We start from the raw sequence: 19,219 nt of genomic DNA, 5'->3' as shown, positions 1-19,219 counted from the left end.
GCGATTATTTTTTGTCTTTAACTTCTTCGAACTCGGCGTCAACCACGTCGTCGTCTTTCTGCGCCGCGTTGTCCGCGCCGGCGTCAGCACCCTGCTGAGCCTGCTGCGCCTGAGCCATTTCCAGCAGTTTGCCGGAAACCTGCACCAGCGCCTGAGTCTTCGCTTCGATCTCGGCTTTATCTTCGCCTTTCACCGCCGCTTCCAGATCCTTCAGCGCCGCTTCGATCGCCGTTTTGTCTTCCGCCGGCAGTTTGTCGCCCGCTTCTTCCAGCTGCTTGCGAGTGCCGTGGATCAGGTGATCCGCCTGGTTACGCGTCTGTACCAGCTCTTCGAACTTGCGGTCAGCTTCAGCGTTCAGCTCGGCGTCGCGCACCATTTTCTGGATTTCGTCTTCGTTCAGGCCAGAAGATGCCTTGATGGTGATCTTCTGCTCACGACCGGTGTTCTTGTCTTTGGCAGACACGTGCAGGATGCCGTCGGCATCGATATCGAAGGTCACTTCGATCTGCGCCATGCCGCGCGGCGCCGCCTGGATGCCGTCCAGGTTAAACTGGCCCAGAGATTTGTTATCGCTGGCGCGCTTACGCTCACCCTGCAGCACGTGGATGGTTACCGCAGACTGGTTGTCTTCAGCGGTAGAGAACACCTGGCTGTGCTTGGTCGGGATCGTGGTGTTTTTGGTGATCAGCGGCGTCATCACGCTGCCCATGGTTTCGATACCCAGCGACAGCGGGGTCACGTCCAGCAGCAGAACGTCCTTCACATCACCGGCCAACACGCCGCCCTGTACCGCAGCGCCCACGGCAACCGCTTCGTCCGGGTTCACGTCTTTACGCGGTTCTTTGCCGAAGAAGTCTGCGACTTTCTTCTGCACCATTGGCATACGGGTTTGGCCGCCCACCAGGATCACGTCCTGAATGTCGGAAACCGACAGGCCTGCGTCTTTCAGCGCCACTTTCAGCGGTTCGATAGAGCGCGCAACCAGATCTTCAACCAGCGACTCGAGTTTGGCGCGAGTCACTTTGATGTTCATGTGTTTTGGACCGGTCGCGTCTGCGGTGATGTACGGCAGGTTAACGTCGGTCTGCTGAGCGGAAGACAGTTCAATCTTCGCTTTCTCAGCGGCTTCTTTCAGACGCTGCATCGCCAGCGGATCGTTGCGCAGATCGATACCCTGATCTTTCTTGAACTCTTCCACCAGATAGTTGATCAGACGGCTGTCGAAGTCTTCGCCACCCAGGTGGGTGTCACCGTTGGTCGCCAGCACTTCAAAGGTTTTTTCGCCGTCAACGTCGTCGATTTCGATGATGGAGATATCGAAAGTACCGCCGCCCAGGTCATAAACCGCGATGGTGCGGTTGCCGACTTCTTTGTCCAGGCCGTAGGCCAGAGCCGCCGCAGTCGGTTCGTTGATGATGCGTTTGACTTCCAGACCCGCGATGCGGCCGGCGTCTTTGGTCGCCTGACGCTGGGCGTCGTTGAAGTAAGCCGGTACGGTGATAACCGCTTCAGTTACCGGTTCGCCCAGATAATCTTCCGCCGTTTTCTTCATTTTTTTCAGCACTTCCGCAGAGATCTGCGGCGGAGCCATTTTCTGGCCTTTCACTTCCAGCCAGGCGTCGCCGTTGTCGGCTTCGACGATTTTGTACGGCATGATCGCTTTGTCGCGCTGCGCTTCTTCATCCTGGAAGCGGCGACCGATCAGGCGCTTGATGGCGAACAGGGTGTTTTCAGGGTTGGTCACTGCCTGACGCTTAGCCGGCTGGCCAACCAGAGTTTCACCGTCCTGGGTATATGCGATAATAGAAGGAGTGGTGCGGTCGCCCTCGGCGTTTTCCAGCACGCGTGCCTTGGCACCATCCATAATTGCTACGCAAGAGTTGGTAGTACCCAGGTCGATACCAATAATTTTGCCCATCTAAACGTCTCCACTAAAAAATTCATAATCAGTCAGGTTGCTAACCTATATGCGGGCGATTTTTTGCTTTTCAACTGCCCGATATCTCAGTGCGACCCGCGGTTAGCAGCTGCGGTTGCAAATAAGATGGGGCCATCCAGTCCGGCATCAAGGGGCAAGGCGAAAAAAATTTCTTTTTTTATCGTCATTCAGATCATTGTTTCCGGCTGCGGGGATCATTATGATGCGCGCGCTCTGGTGGAAAACTTCGATTTTTTGGCCATTCAGACCATTTATGATTTTACTTCGCTGTTTCCGTTAATTTTCTGTTATCGCAGAGGACTTATGCACACCAACAAGTTGGCGAATCCCGGCCCTCTCGGCCTGATGGGCTTCGGGATGACCACCGTCTTGCTGAACCTGCACAACGCGGGCTTTTTCCCACTGAACTCCGCCATCATCAGCATGGGGATTTTCTTCGGTGGCCTGGCCCAGATCCTGGCCGGTCTGCTGGAGTACAAGAAGGGCAACACCTTCGGCATGACCGCCTTCACCGCCTACGGCAGCTTCTGGCTGAGCCTGGTCGGCCTGCTGCTGCTGCCGCGTCTGGGCCTGGCTGAAGCCACCGAGGCGCACGTGCTGGGCATCTACCTGGCGCTGTGGGGCGTCTTCACCCTGTTCATGTTCTTCGGCACCCTGGGCGCCAACCGCGTGCTGCAGTTCGTGTTCGCCAGCCTGACGCTGCTGTTCGCCCTGCTGGCCGTCGGCAACATCACCGGCAACCACGTGCTGCTGACCTTCGCCGGTTATGAGGGCATCATCTGCGGCGCCAGCGCCATCTACCTGGCGATGGCAGAAGTGCTCAACGAGCAATACGGCCGCACCGTGCTGCCGATTGGCGAACCGGCCCCGGCCCGCGTCGCGGCCTCACCGGTCGCGGCGTAATCGCCCTCCCCTGACGAAAAAGCCCTGCACTGCAGGGCTTTTTTTTTAGCTGTAGGAGTCGGCTCGCCGCTCCCCGGCTTCGCTGTTCAGGTCGCGATGCAGGTAGACGCCGAGCAGCAGCCCGAGGAGCGACAGCGCCAACACATAGTAAGCGGGCGCTAACGGGGTTAATTTCATGATCAGCGTCACAAAAATAGGGGTTAAACCGCCAAAAATAGCGTACGAGACGTTATATGAGAACGAGATGCCGGTAAACCGCACTTCCGCCGGGAAGGCCCGCACCATCACATACGGCACGGCCCCCACCACGCCTACGCTGAAGCCCACCAGCGCATAGCAGGCGAACAGCATTTCCGGGCGCACGCCCACCGTTTGATAGAACAGCCAGCTGCAGCCGGCCAGCAGCACACTGCCGACCACCAGCGTTTTGCTGGCGCCGAAGCGATCGGCCGACAAACCGGCGACGATGCAGCCGGCGATCAACATGATGGTGGCGATGCTGTTGGCCTGCAGCGTCAAGGCCGGTGCGATGGCGAACTGCTTTTGCAGATAGGTCGGGGTCATCAGGATCACCACCACGATGCCGGCGGAGAGCAGCCAGGTCAGCAGCATCGACACCGCCACTTCCCGTTTGTGGTTGATCACCACCGATTTCAGCGGCAGCTCCTCGGCCAGCGCTTTACGCGCCTGCATCTCGATAAAGATCGGCGTCTCCTGCAGCCAACGGCGCAAGTACATCGCCACCAGGCCGAACATGCCGCCCAACAGGAAAGGAATGCGCCAGCCGCCGCCGGCGATGCTCTGCGGGCTGAGCGTGGTGTTGATCACCGTCGCCACCACCGAGCCCAACAAGATGCCCACCGTCAGCCCGGCGGTCAGCGTGCCGCAGGCGAAGCCGATGCGCCGGCGCGGCACGTGTTCGGCGACGAAGACCCAGGCGCCCGGCACCTCACCGCCGATCGCCGCGCCCTGCAGCACGCGCATCAGCAGCAGCAGCAGCGGCGCGGCGATGCCGATACTGGCGTAGGTCGGCAGCAGACCCATCGCCAGCGTCGGCAACGCCATCAGCAGAATGCTCAGGGTAAACATCTTTTTGCGGCCGACCAGATCGCCGAAGTGCGCCATCACGATGCCGCCCAGCGGGCGGGCAAGATAGCCGGCGGCGAAGATGCCGAAGGTTTGCACCAGCCGCAGCCACTCCGGCATGTCCGCCGGGAAGAACAGATCGCCGACCACGGCGGCGAAGAACACGAAGATGATGAAGTCGTAAAACTCCAGCGCGCCGCCCAACGCGGCCAACGTCAGCGTTTTGTAGTCTTGCCGGTTCAGCCGGCGATTATTGTCGTGAGGCATAGGGCACCGTCGGTAAAGGCTGTAAAAATAAAAGCCGCAGGCTTTCTGTAAAAGAATCCTTACTATAACGGCAAATTATTTTCACACCAGACGGGCTGAAGCCGATCTCGCAGAACGCTGAAATTTAGAGGTTTATCTCGCGACGCGCGCTCTTTGGCCGAAATGCTGCTACCACCGCGGCGTGCGTTTCGACGTAAGGCCCGTCAAGCAGTTGAATGCAATAAGGCACGCTGGCGAAGATGCCATGCACCACCGCATTGCCCTGCTCATCCTTTACCCCTTCCAGCGTTTCCTTGATCGACTTCGGTTGGCCGGGCAAGTTGATGATCAGCGCCTGTTTGCGGATCGCCCCCACCTGGCGAGAAAGAATTGCCGTTGGCACATAGTGTAGGCTGATCTGACGCATTTGCTCGCCGAAGCCGGGCATCACGCGATCGGCGATCGCCAGCGTGGCGTCGGGGGTGACGTCGCGGCGCGCCGGCCCGGTGCCGCCGGTGGTCAGCACCAGATGGCAGCCCATTTCGTCCACCAGCTCGCACAGCGTCTGTTCAATTTGCGTCTGCTCATCGGGGATCAGCCGGGTTTCCAGCTTGAAGGGCGTCGCCAGCGCGCCGGCCAGCCACTCCTCCAGCGCCGGAATGCCTTTATCCTGATAAACGCCGCCGGAAGCGCGGTCGGAAACGGAAACCAAACCAATACGTAAAATATCCATGCGTAACCTCTACAGCCTGATGGGGTCCGAACGGGTTCGTCTCCCGTTCTGTTGTCATTGCCGAGAGTATAAGGGCTTCCCCCGCCGGCGGGAGCGTCGGGCATAAAAAAAGGTGGCCTGAGCCACCTTTTTACTGCGCGATCTGCGGGAATTACAGCAGGTCGGCGATCATTTTTTCCAGTTTACCCTGGTCTACGGCGAACTTGCGGATGCCGTCGGTCAGTTTTTCAACCGCCATCGGATCCTGGTTGTGCTGCCAGTAGAACTCAGGTTCGGTCAGTGCGGCAGGACGCGCCTTCACTTCACCGGTGTAAGACAGTTTACGCTCCAGCGCGCCTTCGCTCTCCGCCAGCTCTTTCAGCAGCGCAGGCGCGATGGTCAGGCGGTCACAGCCGGCCAGTTCGATGATTTCGCCGACGTTGCGGAAGCTGGCGCCCATCACCACGGTGTTGTAACCGTGCTGTTTGTAGTACTGGTAAATTTCGGTCACGGAGATCACGCCCGGATCTTCGTGCGGAGCGAACTCTTTCTTGTCGCCGTTAGCTTTGTACCAGTCGAGGATACGGCCGACGAACGGCGAGATCAGGTAAACGCCGGCTTCGGCACAGGCGCGAGCCTGAGCGAAGGAGAACAGCAGCGTCAGGTTACAGTTGATGCCTTCTTTCTCCAGCTGCTCCGCCGCGCGGATGCCCTGCCAGGTCGAGGCCAGTTTGATCAGAATGCGATCGTTGCTGATGCCGGCTTCGTTGTACAGCTTGATCAGGCGCTTGGCCTTGGCCACGCTGGCAACGGTGTCGTAAGACAGACGCGCGTCAACCTCGGTGGAAATGCGGCCCGGAACCAGTTTGAGGATCTCCAGACCGATGTTGACCGCCAGCTTGTCGGCGGCGTCGGCGATCTGCTGCTCGCGATCGCTGCTCTGGCCGCGCGCCCAGGCAATGGCTTCGTCAATCAGTTTGCGGTATTCAGGAATTTGGGCTGCATTGAGGATCAGCGAAGGGTTGGTTGTGGCGTCCTGCGGTTGATACAGCTTCATTGCCGCGATATCACCCGTATCTGCAACCACTGTAGTCAGCTGGCGCAGGGAAGTTAATTTGTCGGTCATGTTGGCATTATCTCATCGTTTGTGCATGAACTTTTGGCATTGTTCAACCATGCCCTGCCCTGATAATAACATGCGCCAAGCCCGGTGCAAGGCTGGAAAACCGCGGCGCGCAAGCATCTGTTTTATCCTTGGGCGAGCAACCGTTTACGCCGATATCTTTCGCCATAACCGAGCGGATGGAAAGGCAATAACGTGCTATCGCCCGAATAAATTATGTTAAATTCGAAAAAATTGATGCAATTCGTCCGCTAATCTGCGAAAAATCTTAATCGACTGACGCCGGACAGATTCCAGCTAAGCTCTTGTAAAAAATAGGCCAATGTTTTTCACCTGCGGTGGATGCTGCAAGGTGCGCATGACATTTCGATAAGAGGAGGGATCCCTTGACGGACCTGATGAATTTTATAAACAACATTTTGTGGGGGTCAGTGCTGATTTATCTGCTGCTCGGCACCGGCATTTACTTCACGTTGCGTACCCGCTTTATCCAGCTTCGCCACTTCAGCCACATGTTCTCGGTGTTGAAAAACAGCAATAAAAGCGACAGCGCCGGCATCTCCTCTTTCCAGGCGCTGTGCACCACGCTGGCGGCGCGCGTCGGCACCGGCAACCTGACCGGCGTCGCCATCGCCCTGACCGCCGGCGGCCCCGGCGCCATCTTCTGGATGTGGGTGGTGGCGTTTATCGGCATGGCCACCTCATTTGTGGAAAGCTCGCTGGCTCAGCTCTATAAAACCAAAGACGACAACGGCAACTACCGCGGTGGCCCGGCCTATTACATGGAAAAAGGCCTCGGCATGCGCTGGATGGGCGTGCTGTTCTCGATCTTCCTGATCATCGCGTTCGGTCTGGTGTTCAACGCCGTGCAGGCCAACTCCATCGCGCAAGCCTCCGCCGTCGCCTTCCATTTGCAACCGCTGCACGTCGGTATCGGTCTGGTGCTGCTGAGCGGCGTGGTGATCTTCGGCGGCATCCGTTCCATCGCCAAAGTGGCCGAACTGGTGGTGCCGCTGATGGCGGGCGCCTACCTGCTGCTGGCTCTCTGGGTGATTGGCCATAACATCGAACACATGCCGGCGATCCTGGCGCTGATCTTCAAAAGCGCCTTCGGCCTGCAGGAAGCCGCAGCCGGCGCCGTCGGTTACGGCATCTCCCAGGCGATGACCCAGGGCGTGCAGCGTGGCCTGTTCTCCAACGAAGCCGGCATGGGCTCGGCGCCCAACGCGGCGGCGTCCGCCTCGCCTTATCCGCCGCATCCGGCTTCGCAGGGCTACGTGCAAATGCTCGGGGTGTTTATCGATACCATCGTCATCTGCAGCGCCACCGCGGCGATCATCCTCTCTTCCGGCATACTCGATCAGCCGACCGACAGCATCAGCGGCATCGATCTGACGCAGCGCGCGCTGTCGACCGCCGTCGGCAGCTGGGGGGCACCGTTCGTCGCCATCGCCATCTTCTTCTTCGCCTTCACCTCGATCATCGCCAACTATGCCTATGCCGAGAGCAACCTGGTGTTCCTCGAACACAATCATCCGGGCGGCCTGTTGATTTTCCGCTGTGTGGCGCTGGGCATGGTGATGTTCGGCGCGCTGGCGGAGCTGCCGCTGGTGTGGAAAATGGCGGATACCTCCATGGCGCTAATGGCGATCACCAACCTGACGGCGATCCTGCTGCTGTCGCGGGTGGCGCTGAAACTGGCCGACGACTACCATCGCCAGCGCCGCCTGGGCAAGCTACCAACCTTCGACGCCACCCGATTCCCGGAGCTGAAATCGCAGCTGGAGCCGGGCGTGTGGGACGATCAAAAGCCGCCGCGCTGAGTTTTCCGGGGCGCGTGCGATGCGCGCCCCGCCTATTGGACCGATTGCCGCTTTTTCCTGCGCTTTTTGCTACAGTACCCGCACTTGGATAAACAGGATCTGGCCATGCTCGTTATTATTTCCCCTGCAAAAACGCTCGATTACGACAGCCCGCTGGCGACAAAACGCTTCACGCAACCCGAACTGCTGGACAAGTCTCAGCGGCTTATCAACATTTGCCGCAAGCTGACGCCGGCGCAAATCGCCAGCCTGATGAGCATCAGCGACAAGCTGGCCGGCCTGAACGCCGCGCGCTTTAGCGAGTGGCAGCCGGCATTTACCCCGGACAACGCCCGTCAGGCGTTGCTGGCGTTCAAGGGCGACGTTTACACCGGCCTGCAGGCGCAGGATTTCAGCGAAGCCGATTTCGACTTCGCCCAACAGCATCTGCGCATGCTGTCCGGCCTGTATGGGGTGCTGCGCCCGCTCGATCTGATGATGCCGTATCGGCTGGAGATGGGCATCAAGCTGGAAAACCCGAAGGGCAAAGATCTGTACAGCTTCTGGGGCGATCAGATCACCAAAAAGCTCAACGAAGCGCTGGAGCAACAGGGCGATGACGTGGTGGTCAACCTGGCGTCCGACGAGTATTTCAAAGCGGTGAAGCCGGCCAAACTGCACGGCGCGCTGATCAAACCGGTGTTCCTCGACGAGAAGAACGGCAAATACAAGGTCATCAGTTTCTACGCCAAGAAAGCGCGCGGGTTGATGAGCCGCTTTATCATCAAGAACCGCCTGACGCGCAGCGAGCAGTTGGCGGACTTCAACCTGGAAGGCTACGCCTTCGACGAAGCCGCCTCGCAGGGCAATGAACTGGTGTTCAAGCGCCCGGAGCAGGCATAAAAAAAAGCCGTCGCAAGACGGCTTTTCGCATTCTAACCTGCCGAATTTCAGGCCGGAAGTGCCATCAGGAACGTGCGCAGCTCGCCGAAACTGGCCGGCAGCGTGTGCGACAACAGCGGCAGATCGGCCCGCAACGCCAGCGCTTTCGGCAACGGCAGTTCCTGGCCGAGGATCGCCTCCACGCTCTCTTTAAACTTGGCCGGATGCGCGGTGCCAAGGAACAGACCAAACTCCCCTTCCTGCAATTGGTCACGCAGCGCACGGTAGGCAATGGCCGCGTGCGGTTCAGAGACATAGCCCAACTCGGCCAGCTCACGCATCGTGTCTTTGGTGGTCTCGTCGCTGACCGCCGCGTGGCCCAGCTCTTTCAACTGCCAGACCTTGCGACGGAACAGCTCTTCCACGCGCGGCCAGTTGTTCGGCTGGCTGACGTCCATGGCGTTGGACAGCGTCGCGACCGTGGCGTGCGGCTGCCACTGGCCGCTGGTCAGGAAGCGCGGCACGGTGTCGTTGGCGTTGGTGGCGGCGATGAAGCGCTTCACCGGCAGGCCCAGCGATTTGGCCAGCAGCCCGGCGGTCAGATCGCCGAAGTTGCCGCTCGGCACCGAAATCACCAGCTGATTGCGCGCTTCCTGCGGCAGCTGCGCCACCGCTTCGAAGTAGTAACAGATCTGCGCCAGCAAACGGCTGATGTTGATCGAGTTGGCCGAGTTCAGGTGCAGCGCATCTTTCAATTCCTGATCGTCAAACGCCTGCTTCACCAGCGCCTGACAGGCGTCGAAGTCGCCGTCGATCGCCACGGTGTGAATGTTGCCGCCCAGGGTGCAGAACAGTTTCTCCTGCAACGGGCTGATTTTGCCCTGCGGGTAGAGGATCACCACCCGGACGTTTTTCAGGCCGTAGAAGGCATGCGCCACGGCGGCGCCGGTGTCGCCGGAGGTGGCGGTCAAAATGGTCACCGGCTGATCGCCGGCCACTTCCGCCAGCATCTGCGCCATAAAGCGGCCGCCAAAGTCTTTGAACGCCAGCGTCGGGCCGTGGAACAGCTCCAGGCAGGAGACGTCTTCCGTCACTTTCGCCACCGGCGCCGGGAACTCAAAGGCGGCCTGCACGCGTTTCTTCAGCGCCGCTTCCGGCACCTCGTCACCGATAAAGGCCGACAGAATACGGCTGCTGCGGGTGACAAAGTCCTGCTCCAGCAGGTGGTCGATCTCGGTCAGTTCGAACGCCGGCAGCTCCAGCGGGAAGAACAGCCCCTGCTGCTTGCCCAGGCCTTGTTTGATCGCCTGCGCGAAGCTGACCTGCTCGTTGTGATCCTTAAGGTTGTACAGTTTCATGCGTTATCCCAGTAGTCGAGCGCCTGCGGTATCCAGACGGCAAATATGAACAAAACCTTCGTCGTTTTGCAGATAGTGTTGTTGCAGCCAGGCGGCCATGCGCTGCGCGGTGGCGCCGTCATTGCAGACGGCGAACAGCGTCGGGCCGGAGCCGGAGATGCCGCAGGCCAACGCGCCGATGTCCTGCGCCGCCTTGCGCGCTTCGGCGAAGCCCGGCAGCAGACGGGTGCGGTACGGTTCGGCGATCACGTCCTGCATCAATTTGGCGGCCAACTGCGGCTGCCGGGTATGGCAGGCATGAATAAAGCCGGCCAGATAGCGGCCGTGGCTGATGCAATCCTGACGACGGTATTGCGCGGGTAAAATGGCGCGTGCTTCGGCGGTGGAGACCTTGATGCCCGGATAGGCCATGACCCACAGCCAATCGTCGAAGCACGGCACCTCCTGGCTGATAATGCCTTCTTCTTCCAGCATCAGCTGCAGGCCGCCCAGATAGCAGGGTGCCACGTTGTCATAATGCACGCTGCCGGAAATGCGGCCTTCCAGCTCGCCCATCAGGCCGAGCAGCGTCGTCTTATCCAGCGGGCGATCGCAAAATTCGTTCATCGCCATTAGCCCGGCCACCACCGAACAAGCGCTGGAGCCCAGCCCCGATCCGATCGGCATGTTCTTTTCCAGCCTCATCGCCACCGGCACTTCGCGGCCGATCTCCTGGCAGAAACGCTCCCAGCATTGATAAACGATGTTCTCTTTCGGCTCGGCCGGCAGCTTGCTGACGAAGCGCCCGGCATTCTGCAAACTGAACGTCTCGGCGGCTTCCACGCTGACGCAGTCGCCCAGCAGCGTGCCGTCGATCGGCGAAACCGCCGCGCCCAGCACATCGAAACCGACGCTGACGTTACCGATCGAGGCCGGTGCATACACCTTAACCATATTAAACTCCCAACTTCCATGACAGTGTGCGCAGCAGATCGGCGAACACGCCCGCTGCGGTCACATCGTTACCGGCGCCGTAGCCGCGCAGCACCAGCGGCAGCGGCTGATAATAACGGCTGTAGAAGGCCAGCGCGTTCTCGCCGTTCTTCACTTTATACAACGGATCGTTGCCGTCCACCGCCTCGATGCGCACCTTACATCGCCCTTCGTCGATCAGACCGACATAGCGCAGCACCTTGCCTTGCTCGGCGGCATTGGCCACGTTGCGCGCGAACTCTTTATCCAGTTCCGGCAGCCGCGCCAGGAAATGGTCCACGTCGCCCGACGCGTCGAAGGACGGCGGCAGCACCGGCTCGACCTCGATATCGCTCAGCTCCAGCTTGTAACCGGCCTCGCGCGCCAGGATCAGCAGCTTGCGCGCCACGTCCATACCGGACAGATCGTCGCGCGGATCCGGCTCGGTGTAGCCATTGGCTCTGGCCTGCAGGGTCGCCGCCGACAGCGACAGCCCTTCGTCCAGCTTGCCGAAGATAAAGGACAGCGAGCCGGACAGGATGCCGGAGAAGCGCACCAGCTCATCGCCGGCGTTCAGCAGGTTTTGCAGGTTCTCAATCACCGGCAAACCGGCGCCGACGTTGGTGTCGTACAGGAACTTGCGGTGCGAACCGGCGGCGGCGGCGCGCAGTTGCTGATAATAGTTCATCGACGAGGTGTTGGCCTTTTTGTTCGGCGTTACCACATGGAAGCCGTCCGCCAGGAAGTCCACGTATTGATCGGCCACCGCCTGGCTGGAGGTACAGTCGACGATCACCGGGTTCAGCAGGTGATACTCCTTCACCAAACGAATCAGGCGGCCGAGATTGAACGGCTCCTGCGCGCCGGCCAGCTCGTCGCGCCAGCTGTCCAACGCGATGCCATGCACGTTGGTCAGCATCACGCGCGAGTTGGCGATGCCGCACACCCGCAGATCGATATGTTTTTGTTTCAGCCACGGCTGCTGGCGGTAGATCTGCTCGATCAGCGCCCCGCCGACGCCGCCGACGCCGATGACGAACACTTCGATCACCTGATCGGTGTTGAACAACATCTGGTGGCTGACGCGCACGCCGGTAGTAGCGGAGTCATTGCTGACCACCACCGAGATTGAACGTTCGGAAGAGCCCTGGGCGATGGCGACGATATTGATGTTGGCGCGCGCCAGCGCGGAGAAGAAGCGCGCGGAAATGCCACGCAGGGTGCGCATGCCGTCGCCGACCACCGAGATGATCGCCAGGCGCTCCATGACGTCCAGCGGATCCAGCACGCCATCTTTCAATTCCAGATAGAACTCCTCCTCCAGCGCGCGGCGGGCGCGCTGCAGTTCGCCCTGCGGCACGCAGAAACTGATGCTGTATTCGGAAGAGGATTGGGTGATCAGCACCACCGAAATGCCGGCGCGCGACATCACGGCGAACACCCGCGCGGCCATGCCGACCATGCCTTTCATGCCCGGGCCGGAGACGTTGATCATCGCCATATTGTTCAGGTTGGTGATGCCTTTCACCGGCATTGCGTCATCGGTGCTGTCTTTGCCGATCAGCGTGCCGGGGGCTTGCGGGTTAGAGGTGTTTTTTATCAGGCATGGGATTTGGAATTGGGCAATCGGCGTGATGGTGCGAGGGTGCAACACTTTGGCGCCGAAATAGGAGAGCTCCATCGCCTCCTGGTACGACATCGATTTCAGCAGCCTGGCGTCCGGCACGGTGCGCGGATCGCAGGTATACACGCCGTCGACGTCGGTCCAGATTTCGCAACAGTCGGCGCGTAGGCAGGCGGCCAGCACCGCGGCGGAATAGTCGGAGCCGTTGCGGCCCAGCACCACCAGCTCGCCCTTGTCGTTACCGGCGGTGAAACCGGCCATCAGCACGATGTGGTCGGCCGGGATCGCCGCTGCGGCGATGCGCAGCGTGGACTCGGCGATATCCACGGTAGACTCCAGGTAGTGGCCCTGCGCCAGCAGTTTCTCCACCGGGTTGATCACCGTGACCGGGTAGCCCTTGGCGCGGAACACCCCTTCCATGATGGCGATGGAGAGTTTTTCGCCGCGGCAGATGATCGCCGCGTTCACGCTGTCCGGGCACTGCCCCAGCAGCGAGACGCCGTGCAGCACCTGTTTGAGCTGCGCGAATTCCTGATCGACCACGCCTTTCAGGCGATCGTATTCAAAGCCCGGCAGCGCCTGCGCCAGCCCGCTCAGCAGGTCGGCAAAGATCCGCTCGGCGTCGCTGATATTCGGCAGAATGTCCTGGCCCGCCACCGTTTTGTCGATCATCGCCACCAGATGGTTGGTGATCTTTGCGGGGGCGGACAAGACCGTGGCTACCTGCCCTTGACGCGCATTACTCTCCATGATGTCGGCGACGCGCAGAAAACGTTCTGCATTCGCCACCGAGGTTCCGCCAAATTTCAGCACTCGCATGTGTGATCTCTCCGAATTTAAGCCGAAAAAAAAGCCCGCACTGATTAGGTGCGGGCTTTTTTCTGTGTTTCCTGTGCGCGTCAGCCCGCCCCGTTACCTGTGGTATCGGTGGTGGTAATAATTGTGGTTTTCAGGCTGATGTTGCGCATGTTGTCTGTCTGTCTCATGAAATACTCTGTCCCCTCTATTGGTTAAAGCAATCGCTATCCCAAGTCAAACTATTTCTTTTTTTTGCTTATTTTCCGTTCAGCGGCGGTAATGCGCGATGCAACAGGTGAAAAGCAAAATGACAGAACAAAAAAACAACTTAAAGCCGATTTACTAGTGGATCACGCTGGGTAACCGTCTGATGGAGCCGCTATCACTTGGCGAGTTTTTTTTCGATGTCGTGCAGCAGCGTATGCAGCATCGCCGTATCTCGCTGTTGCAGCGCGCCGAGACGCTGGTGCAGCCAGTCGCGCAATTTTTGGTCATCGCCGACATCCAATGCGCTCAACAAGGCATCGGCGCGGCGGCGCAGCGCCTTAAGCTGCCCTTCCGACGCCGCCGTTTCCTGTGGCGTATTGACACCCATCAGGCTCGCCAGCTGGTAGCAGTACACCATCACCGCCTGGCCCAGGTTAAGCGACGGATAGTCCGCCTGCATCGGCACGCCGGTTAGCAAGTCCGCCAACGCCAGCTCTTCGTTGGTCAAGCCGGAATCTTCGCGGCCGAACACCAGCGCGGCCTGGCCGACCCACTGCTTACGCTCGCTCAGCTGTTCCAGCAGTTCGGGCGGCGTACAGTAGTAGTGAAAGCGCGCGCGGCTGCGGGCGGTGGTGGCGACGGTAAAATCCACGCCCGCCAGCGCCTGCTCTAGCGTGGCGAACGTTTGCACGCCGTCGAGGATCTCGCCGGCACCGTGCGCCACCCAGCGCGCCGCCGGCTGCAGGTGCGCCTCGCTGTCGACGATGCGCAACGACGTGAAGCCCATGGTTTTCATCGCGCGCGCCGCCGCGCCGACATTTTCCGGCCGCGCCGGAGCCACTAAAACAATATGAAGCTGCATCACTCTTCCACCGAAGGCGGGCCTGCGTTTTTGACGATGGCGCAGCGCCCGCTTATATTTACAATTACGTAACAATAAACGCGTTAATAGCAACAAACAAGATTAAACGGCTCGTTGAGCTAATAAACCCATCGTAATAGTCATTATTCGCGCTTATGTTTTACTGTGTTTATTTATCAATAAGTTAAAACAACGCGATGATCAATAAGCGAATAATTGTATCCTATCGGGCCGGATAATGCTGAATCGTTCACAGAATTTGAGGTTCTGTGACTTAAACTGGCATTTCTGTAAGTGTTTTTCACAAATCTGTTAACGTGCTACAATTGAATTTGATATATGTCAACAAAGCGTAGTTTTGTTGGGTGATGAATTCGGCACGCGCTGTTATATTGCTGTTAATGGGGTTAGGATATGCGCCGTTTCGGCACCCCAGGGGTTGTAGGGAACAGCATCCCCACCAGGCTAGCGATCTTGTTGACATGAGATGGAAAGTGCATCAAGAACGAGTTTACGTACTTTAGTCATTTGCTGAGAGGGAACGTGGCGCTATCTCTGCCCTCCTCTAAGAAAACAAAGACTTCTGTACTTCCGATTTTCTATTTTGTTGGCAATTTTAGGTAGCAAATATGCAGACCCCGCACATTCTGATTGTCGAAGACGAGTTAGTCACTCGTAACACCCTGAAGAGCATTTTCGAGGCGGAAGGCTACATTGTTCATGAAGCCAATGATGGTGCAGAGATGCACAATATCCTGTCTGAAAATGATATCAATCTGGTCATCATGGACATCAACCTGCCAGGCAAAAACGGCCTGCTGTTGGCGCGCGAACTGCGTGAACAGGCCAGCGTCGCCTTGATGTTCCTGACCGGTCGCGATAACGAAGTGGACAAAATCCTCGGCCTGGAAATCGGCGCCGACGATTACATCACCAAGCCGTTCAACCCGCGTGAGCTGACCATCCGCGCGCGCAACCTGCTGTCGCGCACCATGAACCTGGGCAGCCTGGGCGAAGAGCGCCGCCTGGTCGAGAGCTACAAGTTCAACGGGTGGGAGCTGGACATCAACAGCCGTTCTTTGATCAGCCCGGCCGGCGAACAATACAAGCTGCCGCGCAGCGAATTCCGCGCCATGCTGCACTTCTGCGAAAACCCGGGCAAGATCCAGTCGCGCGGCGAACTGCTGAAGAAAATGACCGGCCGCGAGCTGAAGCCGCATGACCGCACCGTGGACGTCACCATCCGTCGCATTCGCAAACACTTCGAATCGACGCCGGACACGCCGGAAATCATCGCCACCATTCACGGCGAAGGCTACCGCTTCTGCGGCGATCTGGAAGAGTAATTCCGGCCTGCCGTCATGAAAACGGGGTTCAGCATGCTGAACCCCGTTTTTTTATTTCGTCTCAGCCCACGGCATGATCGGCACCGCGCTCAACGCGTTCTTCGGCGAACCGTCGATCACCTTGTCGGAGTAGCTCAGGTAAATCAACGAATTGCGCTTGGCGTCATAGAAGCGCACCACCTGCAACTTCTTGAACACCAGCGAGGTGCGTTTCTGAAACACCACATCGCCTTCCGCCTTGCCGTTTTTGATCTTGTCGCTCAGCTCGATAGGCCCCACCTGTTGGCAGGAAATGGCCGCGTCGGCGGTGTCCTCCGCCAGCCCCAGGCCGCCTTTGATGCCGCCGGTTTTGGCGCGGCTGATATAACAAGTTACATTTTTAACGTCCGGATCGTCGAACGCTTCCACCACGATTTTGTGGTCCGGCCCTAACAATTTAAACACCGTATCAACGGAGCCCACCTGCTCCGCCTGCGCGCTGCCAACGGTTGCGCAAACCAAACCGAATAAAAATATCCAGCTTTTTTTCATTTACTTAACTCCGGTATAACCTTGCTGCAAAAATAGGTTCGGCGGTCGCCATTATTTATGTCTAAGCTCACGGAATCGGTTTTTACGGGTCCGCACCGTCCGTTTTAGCACAGAGCGTGACAAAAATCTTTGAGAGTCGCGGAGTAAAAAAATTGCTATGATGCGGCGTCGTTATTTCTTTGCGCCCACTACGGTGTACCCCAATCCAACTCTGGCGCGGCATGCGCAGCAGAGGCAAAGAGTGCAACGCATAATGGCTCATGGATCGGTCTGATAGCGCAGCACCAGCGTGACGAATCAACAGTTCGGGTTCCTACCCCCAAGCTTTACGAGGAAGATCTATGGATCAAGCCGGTATCATTCGTGATCTGCTTAGCTGGCTGGAAAGCCATTTGGACCAACCCTTGTCGCTGGATAACGTGGCGGCCAAGGCAGGCTACTCCAAATGGCATCTGCAACGGATGTTCAAAGATATTACCGGTAACGCCATCGGTGCTTACATCCGGGCAAGGAGGCTGTCCAAAGCCGCCGTCGCGCTGCGTTTGACCAGCCGGCCGATTTTGGATATCGCCCTGCAATATCGCTTCGACTCGCAGCAGACCTTCACCCGCGCCTTCAAAAAACAGTTTGCGCAGACGCCGGCGCTGTACCGCCGCGCCGAAGACTGGAACGCATTCGGCATCTGTCCGCCGATCCGTCTGGGAGCCTTCACCCTGCCGCAGCCGGAATTCGTCTCGCTGCCGGACAAGCACCTGGTCGGCCTGACCCAAAGCTACTCCTGTACGCTGGAACAGATCACCACCGTGCGCACCGAACTGCGCTCACAGTTCTGGCGTCAGTTCCTCGGTGACGTCGAAACCCTGCCGCCGGTGCTGTACGGGCTGCACCACTCGAGACCGAGCCAGGAGAAGGACGACGAACAGGAAGTGCTGTACACCACGGCGCTGGAGCCGGATCAGGTGCCTGACAAGGTACAGGAAGGCCAGCCGCTGGTGTTGCCGGGCGGTGAGTTTGCGATGTTCAGCTACGAAGGGCCCACCGAGGGACTGCAAGACTTTATTCTGACGGTCTACGGCACCTGCCTGCCGGCGCTCCAGCTGACGCGCCGCAAAGGGCACGACATCGAGCGCTTCTATCCGAAAGGCGAGCGCCGTCCACATCAGGCGCCTATCGAGATCAAGTGCGATTACCTGATCCCGATTCGGCGTTAACGCTGCAGTTCGTCCAACGCGGGCATGTCCAAATGCGTGACATCGCCCGCCGTTTCCACGATCCAGCCGGAAGCCAGCCACGGGCTCTGCTGGTGATCGACGCGCGACAGTGAGCAGTTGCGCAAGCGCAGGCGGCGTTCCGCATAGGCCGGCAGCCCCAGCACCGTACTGATCAAACACCCCAACGCGATGCCATGACTGACGAGCAGCGGCTTGCTGCCTTCAGGCAGCATCAGGCAACTCTCCAGCGCGGCGCGCATGCGCTCGCCCAGCTCCTCCATGGATTCGCCTTGAGGGATACGGCCGTCAGGAGTACCATCGACCATCTGTTTGCGCCACTGCTCTTCCTGCGGCGTCAAACTGTCGATCAGGCGTTCTTCCAGAACCCCCATGTGCAGCTCACGCAAACGCGGATCGCCAATCACTTCGCAGCCACAGGCGTCGGCGATGATCTGCGCGGTGCGCCGCGTGCGCCCCAGATCGCTGGTAATGATGTGCGTAATGCCTTCTTTGCTGACGCGCCTGGCGACCAGACGGGCCTGGTGTTCACCCATGGCGGTTAACGGGCTGTCGGACTGACCCTGGATACGGCGAGCCGCGTTCCATTCCGTTTCGCCATGGCGAACGAGGTATACCTGTAACATTTTTGTTTTCCGTTATACTGCGTGAAATTTGCGTTTATCCCCGGCCCGGCGGCGCTTTTGCCGCTGCCCGGCGTATCGGCCAGAAGGATATCAAACCCGTTATGTACCATGTTGTCGCTGCAACTACCAACCCGGCAAAGATCAAGGCTATTCAACTCGCCTTCGATGACGTCTTTGGCGCGGGCCAATACCGCATTGAATCCGTTGACGTCGCCAGCGGCGTCTCGCTGCAGCCGATAGGCAACCACGAAACCCGCACCGGTTCGCGTCAACGCGTCATGGAAGCGCGCCAGGTCAGGCCCGAGGCCGATTTTTGGGTCGGCGTGGAAGCCGGGATTGAAGAGAATATGACCTTCGCCTGGATGACCATCGAGAACCCGCACATCCGTGGCGAATCCCGCTCGGCGAGCCTGATGCTGCCGGAAGTCATCTTACAAGGTATTCGCGCCGGTCGCGAATTGGGCAGCGAAATGGCGGCGATCACCGGCAACGCCGAGGTGAAACGTCAGGGCGGCGCCATCGGCGTCTTCACCGACGGCCGGCTGAGCCGCACCAGCGTTTACCACCAGGCGCTGCTGCTGGCGCTGGTGCCGTTCCACAACGCCATCTATCAGCAATAACGCTGAGTCTGCTAGGGCGCGTCGTGCAACAGCTGCTGCTCAAGCCACTGTTTCAGCGCGGGTGAAGCCGCTTTCAGGCTGTTCGATCCGCGGGTGATGGTGGCGATCCCCGCGCCCAGTTCATTTTTTAACTCGCGCTGGCTCATCTCGCCGCGCATCAGTTCCTGAATGATCCGCACCCGGGTGCCCAGCGCGGTGCGCTCGTCCGGCGTCAACATCAGCTGCAGCAGCGGTTGATGCAGTTCTTGCGCAAAGGAATTCTGCAGCAGCGCGACGAAGCGCAGCCAATCCTCATTGCCTTGTTCTGAAAGAGCGGGGTCGTTTAACGATAATTGCGTCATGGCAGCCACCATACTATTTAACTAGTACAGCAG

General features: G+C 59.0%; 18 protein-coding genes and 1 other annotated feature. Of the genes, 6 read left to right on the top strand and 12 right to left on the bottom strand.

All coding sequences use genetic code 11. The annotated features are described in order from the left end of the window. Nucleotides 1–4 precede the first annotated feature (4 nt). Nucleotides 5–1,918: a molecular chaperone DnaK gene (gene dnaK / locus J0F90_RS03310; protein WP_004932972.1), complete on the bottom strand. Its 1,914-nt coding sequence runs from the start codon at nt 1,916–1,918 to the stop codon at nt 5–7. A gap of 324 nt (nt 1,919–2,242) precedes the next feature. On the opposite strand from dnaK, the gene satP reads away from it, so the two are divergent. Continuing rightward, on the top strand, nt 2,243–2,842 hold the full coding sequence (gene satP, locus J0F90_RS03305; RefSeq protein WP_033641484.1) for an acetate uptake transporter: 600 nt from the start codon (nt 2,243–2,245) through the stop codon (nt 2,840–2,842). Between the two features lie 45 nt (nt 2,843–2,887). On the opposite strand, the gene J0F90_RS03300 is transcribed toward satP, so the two are convergent. The 3 genes from J0F90_RS03300 to tal all read right to left on the bottom strand — a co-directional run bounded on the left by J0F90_RS03300 (nt 2,888) and on the right by tal (nt 6,012). Further along, complete coding sequence (locus tag J0F90_RS03300) at nt 2,888–4,195, bottom strand: MFS transporter (RefSeq protein ID WP_016929143.1); 1,308 nt, start codon at nt 4,193–4,195, stop codon at nt 2,888–2,890. Between the two features lie 124 nt (nt 4,196–4,319). Next, entirely contained in the window at nt 4,320–4,907 is a 588-nt protein-coding gene (mog, locus tag J0F90_RS03295; RefSeq protein ID WP_015376607.1) for a molybdopterin adenylyltransferase, read from the bottom strand. A 151-nt stretch (nt 4,908–5,058) separates the two neighbouring features. Further along, complete coding sequence (gene tal, locus J0F90_RS03290) at nt 5,059–6,012, bottom strand: transaldolase (RefSeq protein ID WP_004932982.1); 954 nt, start codon at nt 6,010–6,012, stop codon at nt 5,059–5,061. A gap of 383 nt (nt 6,013–6,395) precedes the next feature. Between tal and J0F90_RS03285 the strand changes: the two genes are divergently transcribed. After that, a complete protein-coding gene (locus J0F90_RS03285; RefSeq protein ID WP_033641226.1) occupies nt 6,396–7,832 on the top strand; it encodes an alanine/glycine:cation symporter family protein in 1,437 nt (478 codons plus the stop codon). A gap of 105 nt (nt 7,833–7,937) precedes the next feature. Further along, nucleotides 7,938–8,714, top strand: a complete 777-nt coding sequence (gene yaaA / locus J0F90_RS03280; protein ID WP_033641483.1) for a peroxide stress protein YaaA — start codon at nt 7,938–7,940, stop codon at nt 8,712–8,714. Between the two features lie 47 nt (nt 8,715–8,761). Here yaaA and thrC read toward each other — a convergent pair whose 3' ends face one another. From thrC to J0F90_RS03255, 5 genes are all read right to left on the bottom strand, one after another. Next, complete coding sequence (thrC, locus tag J0F90_RS03275; RefSeq protein ID WP_033641225.1) at nt 8,762–10,051, bottom strand: threonine synthase; 1,290 nt, start codon at nt 10,049–10,051, stop codon at nt 8,762–8,764. 3 nt (nt 10,052–10,054) lie between these two features. Beyond that, nucleotides 10,055–10,984, bottom strand: a complete 930-nt coding sequence (gene thrB, locus J0F90_RS03270) for a homoserine kinase (RefSeq protein ID WP_016929148.1) — start codon at nt 10,982–10,984, stop codon at nt 10,055–10,057. A gap of 1 nt (nt 10,985) precedes the next feature. Continuing rightward, a complete protein-coding gene (gene thrA / locus J0F90_RS03265; protein ID WP_016929149.1) occupies nt 10,986–13,445 on the bottom strand; it encodes a bifunctional aspartate kinase/homoserine dehydrogenase I in 2,460 nt (819 codons plus the stop codon). A 24-nt stretch (nt 13,446–13,469) separates the two neighbouring features. Continuing rightward, nucleotides 13,470–13,587: a sequence feature (Thr leader region), on the bottom strand. Beyond that, nucleotides 13,526–13,594: a thr operon leader peptide gene (thrL, locus tag J0F90_RS03260; RefSeq protein WP_086581142.1), complete on the bottom strand. Its 69-nt coding sequence runs from the start codon at nt 13,592–13,594 to the stop codon at nt 13,526–13,528. (Overlaps the previous feature by 62 nt.) A 212-nt stretch (nt 13,595–13,806) precedes the next feature. Beyond that, nucleotides 13,807–14,493 carry a tRNA/rRNA methyltransferase gene (locus J0F90_RS03255; RefSeq protein ID WP_016929150.1) on the bottom strand — a complete coding sequence of 229 codons (687 nt, stop codon included), beginning with the start codon at nt 14,491–14,493 and terminating at the stop codon, nt 13,807–13,809. A 629-nt stretch (nt 14,494–15,122) separates the two neighbouring features. On the opposite strand from J0F90_RS03255, the gene arcA reads away from it, so the two are divergent. Continuing rightward, nucleotides 15,123–15,839, top strand: coding sequence for a two-component system response regulator ArcA (gene arcA, locus J0F90_RS03250; protein WP_004933003.1), 717 nt, complete (start codon nt 15,123–15,125; stop codon nt 15,837–15,839). 51 nt (nt 15,840–15,890) lie between these two features. On the opposite strand, the gene creA is transcribed toward arcA, so the two are convergent. Next, on the bottom strand, nt 15,891–16,370 hold the full coding sequence (creA, locus tag J0F90_RS03245; RefSeq protein ID WP_004933005.1) for a protein CreA: 480 nt from the start codon (nt 16,368–16,370) through the stop codon (nt 15,891–15,893). A 341-nt stretch (nt 16,371–16,711) separates the two neighbouring features. On the opposite strand from creA, the gene robA reads away from it, so the two are divergent. Further along, nucleotides 16,712–17,581, top strand: a complete 870-nt coding sequence (gene robA / locus J0F90_RS03240) for an MDR efflux pump AcrAB transcriptional activator RobA (RefSeq protein WP_033641224.1) — start codon at nt 16,712–16,714, stop codon at nt 17,579–17,581. Here robA and gpmB read toward each other — a convergent pair. After that, nucleotides 17,578–18,225 carry a 2,3-diphosphoglycerate-dependent phosphoglycerate mutase GpmB gene (gene gpmB / locus J0F90_RS03235; RefSeq protein ID WP_033641223.1) on the bottom strand — a complete coding sequence of 216 codons (648 nt, stop codon included), beginning with the start codon at nt 18,223–18,225 and terminating at the stop codon, nt 17,578–17,580. The two genes, robA and gpmB, sit on opposite strands and share 4 nt — an antisense overlap. A gap of 101 nt (nt 18,226–18,326) precedes the next feature. Between gpmB and yjjX the strand changes: the two genes are divergently transcribed. After that, nucleotides 18,327–18,845: an inosine/xanthosine triphosphatase gene (yjjX, locus tag J0F90_RS03230; protein ID WP_004933015.1), complete on the top strand. Its 519-nt coding sequence runs from the start codon at nt 18,327–18,329 to the stop codon at nt 18,843–18,845. 11 nt (nt 18,846–18,856) lie between these two features. Here the strand turns inward: yjjX and trpR are convergent, their stop codons facing one another. Further along, a complete protein-coding gene (gene trpR, locus J0F90_RS03225; RefSeq protein WP_016929152.1) occupies nt 18,857–19,186 on the bottom strand; it encodes a trp operon repressor in 330 nt (109 codons plus the stop codon). Nucleotides 19,187–19,219 lie beyond the last annotated feature (33 nt).

The organism is Serratia marcescens subsp. marcescens ATCC 13880 (genome assembly GCF_017299535.1).
GTDB classification, from domain to species: Bacteria; Pseudomonadota; Gammaproteobacteria; order Enterobacterales; family Enterobacteriaceae; genus Serratia; species Serratia marcescens.
The sequence above is the reverse complement of the archived record's forward strand: the minus strand, read 5'-3'. Positions and strand labels throughout refer to the sequence as shown.

What these genes read in the sequence shown, in the direction of transcription:
- dnaK (WP_004932972.1), bottom strand. Translation starts at nt 1,918, where the DNA reads ATGGGCAAAATTATTGGTATCGACCTGGGTACTACCAACTCTTGCGTA.
- satP (WP_033641484.1), top strand. Translation starts at nt 2,243, where the DNA reads ATGCACACCAACAAGTTGGCGAATCCCGGCCCTCTCGGCCTGATGGGC.
- J0F90_RS03300 (WP_016929143.1), bottom strand. Translation starts at nt 4,195, where the DNA reads ATGCCTCACGACAATAATCGCCGGCTGAACCGGCAAGACTACAAAACG.
- mog (WP_015376607.1), bottom strand. Translation starts at nt 4,907, where the DNA reads ATGGATATTTTACGTATTGGTTTGGTTTCCGTTTCCGACCGCGCTTCC.
- tal (WP_004932982.1), bottom strand. Translation starts at nt 6,012, where the DNA reads ATGACCGACAAATTAACTTCCCTGCGCCAGCTGACTACAGTGGTTGCA.
- yaaA (WP_033641483.1), top strand. Translation starts at nt 7,938, where the DNA reads ATGCTCGTTATTATTTCCCCTGCAAAAACGCTCGATTACGACAGCCCG.
- thrC (WP_033641225.1), bottom strand. Translation starts at nt 10,051, where the DNA reads ATGAAACTGTACAACCTTAAGGATCACAACGAGCAGGTCAGCTTCGCG.
- thrB (WP_016929148.1), bottom strand. Translation starts at nt 10,984, where the DNA reads ATGGTTAAGGTGTATGCACCGGCCTCGATCGGTAACGTCAGCGTCGGT.
- thrA (WP_016929149.1), bottom strand. Translation starts at nt 13,445, where the DNA reads ATGCGAGTGCTGAAATTTGGCGGAACCTCGGTGGCGAATGCAGAACGT.
- J0F90_RS03255 (WP_016929150.1), bottom strand. Translation starts at nt 14,493, where the DNA reads ATGCAGCTTCATATTGTTTTAGTGGCTCCGGCGCGGCCGGAAAATGTC.
- arcA (WP_004933003.1), top strand. Translation starts at nt 15,123, where the DNA reads ATGCAGACCCCGCACATTCTGATTGTCGAAGACGAGTTAGTCACTCGT.
- creA (WP_004933005.1), bottom strand. Translation starts at nt 16,370, where the DNA reads ATGAAAAAAAGCTGGATATTTTTATTCGGTTTGGTTTGCGCAACCGTT.
- robA (WP_033641224.1), top strand. Translation starts at nt 16,712, where the DNA reads ATGGATCAAGCCGGTATCATTCGTGATCTGCTTAGCTGGCTGGAAAGC.
- gpmB (WP_033641223.1), bottom strand. Translation starts at nt 18,225, where the DNA reads ATGTTACAGGTATACCTCGTTCGCCATGGCGAAACGGAATGGAACGCG.
- yjjX (WP_004933015.1), top strand. Translation starts at nt 18,327, where the DNA reads ATGTACCATGTTGTCGCTGCAACTACCAACCCGGCAAAGATCAAGGCT.
- trpR (WP_016929152.1), bottom strand. Translation starts at nt 19,186, where the DNA reads ATGACGCAATTATCGTTAAACGACCCCGCTCTTTCAGAACAAGGCAAT.